This window comes from Citrobacter sp. wls757 (genome assembly GCF_005280935.1).
Classification (GTDB): domain Bacteria; phylum Pseudomonadota; class Gammaproteobacteria; order Enterobacterales; family Enterobacteriaceae; genus Citrobacter; species Citrobacter portucalensis.
In genome coordinates, this window is the sequence record NZ_SZWU01000060.1 from 644707 (window position 1) to 652718 (window position 8012).

Here is an 8012-nt window from a genome sequence, read left to right on the forward strand (position 1 = left end):
TCACACCTCGCCAGGCGGTGGTTCTGTCAGTGAAGCCGACTCAGCCAGCAGTTCGCTCAGCACCACATCTGGATCCGCATCGGCATCGATGATGTTCAGCTTCTGCAGAGACTTGATGGCGTCCACGCGACGGATATCACCGCCCTGGCGTAGCGACTGAATGGCCAGTGCAGCAGGAGGATTGAACTCTTTCGACTCGACATCCAGCTCGGTGCGGACATCGACGTTACCACCCTCAGATTCCCCGATGTACCCGGCCATAATTTGCAGGATGTTGTCGATCGCATCTTCCAGGCTGGTTGCCATAGTGTAGAGCGGCGACTGTTCCTGCATTTTCTCTTCAGAGGTCTGGTCTACCGATTTGGTTGAGGTGTTTTCGGTGCGCAGCAGCTTCGCACCCGCCTGTCGCATCTGCTCCACCAGCTCTGCCAGCGACTCTTTGCCGGCACCGATGGAGGAACCTGTGTGCTCGACGTATTCCAGACCCTGCCTTTGCCGATCGGAGAATGACGTGGCAGAGGATGAGCCAATCACAAGTTCTTGCCCCTCCTCCAGCCCGAACACCGTGAGCAACGGCACTCTGGCGACGTGCAGGATGTTGTCCTGCTCGCTTTGACTCTGCCAGTGCTTGATATTCAGCAGAGCCATGTTGAGAAGCGGTGGCGAACCACACATAAATCCGGTGCGTTTGGTGTATAGCGTGACCAGAGTGATATCCTGGCGGGATGTCTGCCACCCATCGAATAGCGCCCAGTTCGCGGCACCGTCAGCATCTTTAGCCTTGCGGTAAATTTCCACCTTTCCGGGTGTCAGGTACCGGATTTGCTCGACCTTGGTCTGGCCGAAGTCGTCGCCGTCTTCGACCACAACCTCTTTGATACGCAGCGCAGTCAACACCACTTTGCCGTCCACCATTTTCGACTTCCAGCCAATTACCTGACGTGGATTGAGCATGGTGACATAGGGGCGCGCGCCGGTAGCTTTCTCTTCAGCTTTGGTTTTCACCTTTTCGGTGTCCACCCTGGGATAATCCACCAGCGCGTGGGAAAGTCCATACTGCATCGCCAGACCGAAGAATGCCTGCGCCCATACGTCCAGGCGCGTCCCCTCAAGGTCGAAGTTTTTCGCATACTCTCGCAGTTGATCCGGCACGTTCTCGGCAAGCTTAATAGGCCCGGCGAATACACGGCCGATGTTTTGCTTAATGGTCTCTTCGTAGGCTGGCAGAAGCGTGGCCACGGCCAAACGTTTTTTGTAGTCCTCCCTGTCTTCTTTCGGCCAGCGCGGTAGATATTGCTCGCCCAGCTGTCGCATATAGAGCGTACCGCCCATCAGGGCGTCATTAATGTCCCACGCCTGCACCATGTTCCCATAGTCCAGATTGGGTGTTGAAATATCAGGCATGGGGTTAGAGCCTCAGATTGGTGACTTTGCCGACTTTCTTCGGCGGTGAATGCAGGACGGCATATCGCGTACCATCCCAGTCGTGGTCTTCCTGCTGGGTATCAACGTCATCAGGGTTCTTACTGTCTCGAACGAGCACCGGCACACGGCTTATCCAGCCACGACAGTACTCAAACACGTAGAATGCTGGCTTCTCAGGAACGCCAGATTCCAGCTTTTTACCTTCAATGACGGCCTCCAGCATGTCGGCAAACAGGGCCGCGCCATTTACACGCGATCCTGGTTTCTTGTTGGATGGAACCCACTTAACGCCCTGCGATTCCATCTTCTGGGCAATGGAGAGTTCGTCATCGCCAGTGTTGTAGATAGCCCCGTCAGCCGGGCCGGGTAGAACCTTCTTGCAGATACCAGGTATGATATTCAGTTGCCCCTGCGTAACCCCATTGAACTTTATCTCTTCGGGTTCTGCCAGTTCCTCGCCCACCAGCCGTTTATCCACCCATGCCACGCCTTTGGCGACGTTAGTGGATGACATGTTCAGGCCTTTGTTGAGCTCATCAGGTGGGCAGCCATACCATTCGCCAATCAGGATAAGCGACCCGGCAGGCGGGCAGAACTGACGGCCATCGGGCAACTCTGCGGCGGTGCCGTCGGCACGCGCCCACCAGAGGTTGGAGAACGGCTTCGATTCTCCCCAGTCGTGGGAGCGATCAACCGTCCAGCTATCCGGGATGCGGAACGGCTTGATGACGTGCAGCGATAAATTCCACAGGTGGTCAAAGCGTCCGCCGCTGGTCACATCCCACGATCCCTCTACCCACGCTTTACGCCGGTTAGGGTCTTTGATTGCCATCAGGGTCGCGATGTACTGCGGATCCAGATACGGGTTTTCTTTGAATGAGCCATGAATCGCCACACGCGTTAGCGTCACATCCTCTTCGCGTTCGGTCTGCGGATTAAACACCTGCTGTGTTTCGCGAATGATGGTGCCGCGCGGCGCTGGCTCAATGAAGCGCTTCTTCACCCAGGTATGGCCGATCCCAAACGGGTTGGTGGTGCTGAATGTTTCGAGCGGGATCGGCTTAAGCAACGAGCCATCATCCAGGGGGTAGTTTTCTGGCCGGAACGAAGAGCGTCGGCAGGAGAACATCATCTCGTAGAACTCAGCAGACTGCTGCTTTGTCAGTTCGTTGAAGCCGATGAACGGGAACTCCTGACCGTGATAGTCCCAGTAGTCGTCCTCTTCTTTCCCGAAGCGGAACAGCAGCTCTTCGCCGGTAGGCCACACCCAGCGCAACTCAGATGCTGACGCCAGATAGCGTGCGCCATCGTTAAACAGGCGATACATACGCTTTGACTGAGTGATGATGTCGGTGAGGTTCTTATACTCGGTGTCGAAAATGACGCCGCGCCAGAATGAGCCATAGCCCAGACCGACCAGGCGACGGAAGCGGGCCAACTGCGCAGCGGTTTTACCCGGTCCACGTGTTCCCTCGTAGAGGATTTCGTTACACGGGCAGCTAAGGGAGAGTGATTGCGATCCCGGCAAAGGTTTCCAGACGGCTTTGTAATTCATCCACCAAGAACCTCGCTCTGCTGTTTCTGTGCTGCTGCTTCCCAGCTATCCACGTTGTCGCTGGCCGGTACCAGCATGACGTTGTGAGTCGCTACGACTTTCTGTTCAACCTGCTCTTTAAATGCTTGAACACGAACGTGCTTGCCGAGCAATTCGAGGTTCTTCACTTTATCAGGCCATTTAACCTTTTTGAGGATGGTTTCCGCCGTCTCCTCGTCGAAGTTCTGAATGGTCGTGCTGATGTCGAAGCCGGTTAAAGAAATTCGCCAAGCTTTTGGCCATGAGGTTATCGGCTTGAGGCTACCGTCGTCATTGAGAATGTCCAAAACGTCCATCTGGTCGATTTCAACCAAGCGCCGGAGCACATAATCAGCATCAATACCCACGTCTTCGTTGCGCTTCGTTTTGAGTTCGGCGATCCTGTTTTGGATGTCAAGTTTTGACAAGTTCTGGGCAGCTATGCGGTTTGCGGTCTTGACGCTGTACCCCGCCCGAATAGCCGCCTGCGTAGCGTTTAAATCGATGAGGTACTCGCGACAAAACATGTCCTGTTTTGCGTTAAGTGCCATGAATAAGTTATCTCTGTTGAGGAAGGTTAAAAATGGCAATGATGTCCATTGATATTAATTGCCCTCATTGCCTAAAAGAAAGGGCGGTGATGAGGTATATAAAACAGGCACCATTAAGGCAAGGATGTTACTCGCTTGTATTTCAATGTAATTCTTGCTTCAAACTTTTAGTAGTAGAGGTAGAAACAGACATTCAAAGCACACCTGAGGACTATGCTAAGGCACAATTCTACCCTGTGATTCTTAACGAGAATTCTAGATTTAATGTTCTTAGTACTTATCCTTCTCAGAAAATCTTCTCTGCACCAGAAGCCACTCCAGAAAGAGCAGCCAAATTCTTTATAGAAGCAAAGGATGACTTTTCGCGTGGCCGATACGAAACTAGTGCAATGAACTGCAGAAAAGTAATTGATATAGCAACAAAAGTCCTCCATCTAAAAGAAGAGGATAAGCTTGTTAGACGCATAACAGCGCTTAGAGAAACTGGTTTAATAACTCAAGAGATGGCTGACTGGGCTCATATAGTACGTATAGATACTAATGGTGCCGTTCATTCTGACGAAGAGTTTACCGCTGACGAGGTTGATCAACTGCTTAAATTCACAGAGGTGTTTTTGACTTACTCATTTACGTTACCAGCGATGGTTAAAGCCAAGAGAGAACCAGAGTAACCATCTGAAGCATATGCCATTACGATGGGGCTGCCCATGGTGATGGCAATAAAAAAGCCCCGAGAATTCGAGGCCCGTGTAAATCAAATCAGATTGAATCAGTTATCGTCTCTGCGAAGATGAATTGAAACAGAATCCCCACCACCAATAAACCCGCCATAATGGTCAAATGTGCCTTCGTGCTCTAAAATGGCAACCACAGCGGCAGTCTCGGTGTTATTCATCCCGAGTTCCTCTGCGATCTCTTGTTTCATTTCCGTCAAATCCACTACTTTCTTACCGATATTCTCTAACCGTTCAATCATCCCACTCCAATCTTCGTTAGAAATTTCAATAACTTCAGAATTAGCATTCATGCCAACGGTAGGATCAATGACAATCCCTTTGCTATCCCTTTTATACTGAAAAATTCCTGCCTGCCCACCCTGGTAGCCACCTAACGTTTGTAATACTTTCATGTGGAACTCCCCTCATCAGTAAGTATGGGAAGACTATCGACACAAAAACTGATGATCTTTAATTTAAATGCTGATTCATTACTTATTCTGGCAGTTCGCCTACCGCACTTTGTTATACGCCAGCACATCGCGCCTAGTCTGCTCGTCCATGACGGTGATGTCACGACTGCAGCCCTTTGTGATTGCTGTTGATTATTTTTCGAACAAAGTAGATAGTGAGTAAAATCCATACTAAGAGCGTTTTTTATGACTTTCAAATTTTCTCTGTTCAGGGGCTGGTACTTCTTCGCGACTTTTTACGCAGCTATCACGCTAGGTAAGCAACTTGGCGATCAAATCTACGAGGGGTCACGTCTAACACAAGTAGCAATAAGCATGGTGATTATTGCTTCTATGTTCATGCTATCGCGGGGTTTCTTTAAGATTCTGCAGCAGCACTATCCAAATGGTAAGAATTTGCTGTAACGCATCCATTATCAAGCCCACCAGCAGATGAGCTTTTCAATGGCTTACTCAGCTGGCTGGATATCGATGTAATACTCTTTACTCTGCGCATACTGTTCATGCTGAGGCTTTAAGTTGCCTGCGCTTTCCTGCGTAGTATCGCTGTCAGGTGGCGAAGCAGCCTCAACCACAACCACGTTTGGCATCTGGCTTTACGCACTTCTTTCTGCGCAGTTTCTTGCGCAGCCGGCTTTGTAATGTACCTACGCGCAGAATTGTAATTCAGTTCCTGCGCTTCGCACCACTCCTTCGGTGATACGCCGGTTTCGGCATGTTCGGACAGGAACCGTTGCTGAAGCACGCCCCACTCCGGTTTGTACATACTTTGTCCTGACAGACTATTTCATTCAGGAACTATATGGTTTAACAGAGTTATGCTAATCCGAAAGATATCACATAAATAATTCCACAGGATAACAATCACGCTCGGAAACTCAACTAATGACGCCATAACTCAAGCATAGGAAACTAACGTAATGTAGCTTAATAATGTTTTCTTAAATTCTGTAAATTAATCGAATGTCTCTGCTAGATTTGAAGAGGCCTTAGTAATTTATAGCAGCAATTCCAGTTAAGGTGCACAATTACATCCAAAACCTAAACACTTTATAGCTTCTCAAGCATTTTATTTGGCTTAAATTTCACCATCGGTCGATAATTTGATGTGAGAAGTATATCACATAACCTCTGATGCTTAGATTATTTGATTTATCAAACCAATATTGATAAATTCCCGAGAAAATCACTTAGCAATGGCAACAATCGTGCAAAAAATAGCCAGCAATTCATTTGCAATCATCTGTATTTTACTATCCGCTAGTTTATTTATATATATATTTGGCGGTTTTTTGAACATTTTCGTTCATGACCTTGGACCACTATCTGCCTTGCTCGGTTCCTTCGCTTCATTAATAACTTGCGCTATAGCAATAAGAGCAATTTTCTTAGCAAAAAAATGGCATTCTGAAAAATTCAAATCGGAGATATTTGAATTTGCACAGGATACATTAAATTTAATTACCATAGCCCCGCTTGAAATGATAATTATGCGTCAAAACCTGCGCGAAAAAGTTAACCTCCTAAATCTAATTCATAATAAAAAAAACCTGTCAAATAAGCAGATAATTTTGATAAAAGAAAACTTTGAAAGTTGTGACGACATCCAAGATAAAATTCAAGAGATGGGACTAAAACTAGTCAAGGTACTTCGCTATAAAAAATGGATCAACTCAAAATATAGCGGCTATTCATACTTTGTGATTAATATCCTTGCAGAATTAAACCCGCAACTCAACAGACCTTACTCACTAAATGATAATACTTTTGTAGTTAACCCAGAAATTGAACGCCTTATTAAGAAGTTAACAGACTCTAAACTTGCAATGTTTAGAAATGAAGTTGCGGAAATCAAAGTGACTGACTTCATGTTAATTAACGACGCTTTGAAAGAAATTGACAAGCAAATTAATACAACCAGTCAAAAATAAAATCAAAACACTTTAAAGGAAAATAGTTTATAACTTTCGCGTAGCATAAGCATGCGATAACAAGCGCATTAACCAATGGGGACAAATTATTAATAACACGTATTTTCTAGCACACCTCAAAATCCCGCCATTAAAACATCGTATTCTATCTATATCACCAATACATTGCACTCACCATAATGGATCATTTTTATCAAAAGAACTAATAGCACTGATTTTTGACATATTCTTGAAGATACACGACCTGCTTCGTCACTGTGACGATTCGCTCTCTGAGGGAGAAATAATCCCGTTTAGCGGAGTCAGTAAGTCGGGGGCTGGAAGCATCGCCCATGCCGCCGCCGCTGGTCGGTCCGTTCGCTGGACATCTGGCATTGAGCTGCAGCCGACGTTTGCCAGAAGCAACATCACGCTCAAGCTGATCAATAGTGGCTTTAGCATCTGCCAGTTCTCCGGTGTATTTGGCATCCAGTGCCGCAACATCACGCTGGCGGGTCTGCATGTCTTTGATGGTTGCGTTAGCCAAGCTGAGTTGCTCGGTGGCTTTGTCGCGCTGGCCTTTGTAGGTAATGGCGTTGTCGCGATAGTGGTTAACGACCCAGCCTAGCAATACGATTATGCAGATGACCACAGTAATAATGATGGTTGTTATTCGACTCACTGGTCTATCCCCCAGCACACCAGCGCGCTTTCCTGGTCTCGCCTTTCTACCTGCCCATAGCAGCCGTTTTTCTGGCCTTTGGTCAAACGACAGTCGCGGCCACCGTCTTTTATCCACCAGCGGATCGCTTCACATGCACCTTTACGGTCACCAGCATTGATCCGCGTGTAGAACGTAGACGGGAAACATTTACCGGGGCCGATGTTATATGGGCAGAAAGATGCGATCCCGGCTTTCTGTGGTTCGGTCAGCGGTACCCTGATATTTCGCTCAACCCACGCCAGCGCTTTATCACGCTCAATGGCGTTTACCTCGGCGCATTTCTCAGCTGACAGCTTCATGCCCTGAACTACTGGCTTGCCATCAACCATCGTGGCGCCACGGCAAATAGTCCAGAGCCCGCCGCCGTCACGATACGCCTGCTCGCTATTACCCTCTTTCTCATCCAGAAACTGATCGAGAATCACGGGCGCGGAAGCCCCGGCAAGAATCAAACCAATGACCGCTGCGCTCAGCTTATTCCTCAGCTTTGGTGGCATACCCATTACGCCGATCCTCCCGTTCTTTCCAGCGGAAATACCAGTTCACTGCACAGGTAATGACGGTGCATGCGATACCGACAATGATTGCCCAGTCGCTCAGGCTTAGCCCTGCAATTCTGTCGGCCAACATCCAGGACACC

The 8012-nt window shown here is 48.3% G+C and carries 10 protein-coding genes; 2 read left to right on the top strand and 8 right to left on the bottom strand.

Annotated features, from left to right (window positions below; translation table 11 throughout):
- From FDW94_RS17985 to FDW94_RS17995, 3 genes are read right to left on the bottom strand one after another with little or no spacing between them, the layout of a single operon-like run.
- Nucleotides 1-1404, bottom strand: a complete 1404-nt coding sequence (locus tag FDW94_RS17985) for a DUF4055 domain-containing protein (RefSeq protein ID WP_137378002.1) — start codon at nucleotides 1402-1404, stop codon at nucleotides 1-3.
- Nucleotides 1405-1408: 4 nt separating this feature from the next.
- Nucleotides 1409-2980, bottom strand: a complete 1572-nt coding sequence (locus FDW94_RS17990; RefSeq protein ID WP_137378003.1) for a terminase — start codon at nucleotides 2978-2980, stop codon at nucleotides 1409-1411.
- Complete coding sequence (locus FDW94_RS17995; protein ID WP_137378004.1) at nucleotides 2977-3549, bottom strand: terminase small subunit; 573 nt, start codon at nucleotides 3547-3549, stop codon at nucleotides 2977-2979. The genes FDW94_RS17990 and FDW94_RS17995 overlap by 4 nt, the downstream gene beginning before the upstream one ends.
- 32 nt (nucleotides 3550-3581) lie before the next feature.
- Here FDW94_RS17995 and FDW94_RS18000 point away from each other — a divergent pair, with 32 nt between their 5' ends.
- A complete protein-coding gene (locus FDW94_RS18000) occupies nucleotides 3582-4220 on the top strand; it encodes a DUF4145 domain-containing protein (RefSeq protein WP_249358601.1) in 639 nt (212 codons plus the stop codon).
- A gap of 98 nt (nucleotides 4221-4318) precedes the next feature.
- Here FDW94_RS18000 and FDW94_RS18005 read toward each other — a convergent pair whose 3' ends face one another.
- Nucleotides 4319-4678, bottom strand: coding sequence for a hypothetical protein (locus FDW94_RS18005; RefSeq protein ID WP_137378005.1), 360 nt, complete (start codon nucleotides 4676-4678; stop codon nucleotides 4319-4321).
- A 509-nt stretch (nucleotides 4679-5187) separates the two neighbouring features.
- Nucleotides 5188-5328: a hypothetical protein gene (locus tag FDW94_RS23570; protein ID WP_170974250.1), complete on the bottom strand. Its 141-nt coding sequence runs from the start codon at nucleotides 5326-5328 to the stop codon at nucleotides 5188-5190.
- Between the two features lie 606 nt (nucleotides 5329-5934).
- On the opposite strand from FDW94_RS23570, the gene FDW94_RS18015 reads away from it, so the two are divergent.
- Nucleotides 5935-6669: a hypothetical protein gene (locus tag FDW94_RS18015; RefSeq protein ID WP_137378007.1), complete on the top strand. Its 735-nt coding sequence runs from the start codon at nucleotides 5935-5937 to the stop codon at nucleotides 6667-6669.
- A 202-nt stretch (nucleotides 6670-6871) separates the two neighbouring features.
- Here the strand turns inward: FDW94_RS18015 and FDW94_RS18020 are convergent, their stop codons facing one another.
- Genes FDW94_RS18020 through FDW94_RS18030 form a run of 3 tightly spaced genes read right to left on the bottom strand, consistent with a single transcriptional unit; the run spans nucleotide 6872 to nucleotide 8011 of the window.
- Nucleotides 6872-7330: a lysis protein gene (locus tag FDW94_RS18020; protein WP_137378008.1), complete on the bottom strand. Its 459-nt coding sequence runs from the start codon at nucleotides 7328-7330 to the stop codon at nucleotides 6872-6874.
- Complete coding sequence (locus tag FDW94_RS18025) at nucleotides 7327-7875, bottom strand: lysozyme (protein ID WP_137378009.1); 549 nt, start codon at nucleotides 7873-7875, stop codon at nucleotides 7327-7329. The genes FDW94_RS18020 and FDW94_RS18025 overlap by 4 nt, the downstream gene beginning before the upstream one ends.
- On the bottom strand, nucleotides 7847-8011 hold the full coding sequence (locus FDW94_RS18030; RefSeq protein WP_003839233.1) for a phage holin: 165 nt from the start codon (nucleotides 8009-8011) through the stop codon (nucleotides 7847-7849). The genes FDW94_RS18025 and FDW94_RS18030 overlap by 29 nt, the downstream gene beginning before the upstream one ends.
- Nucleotide 8012 lies beyond the last annotated feature (1 nt).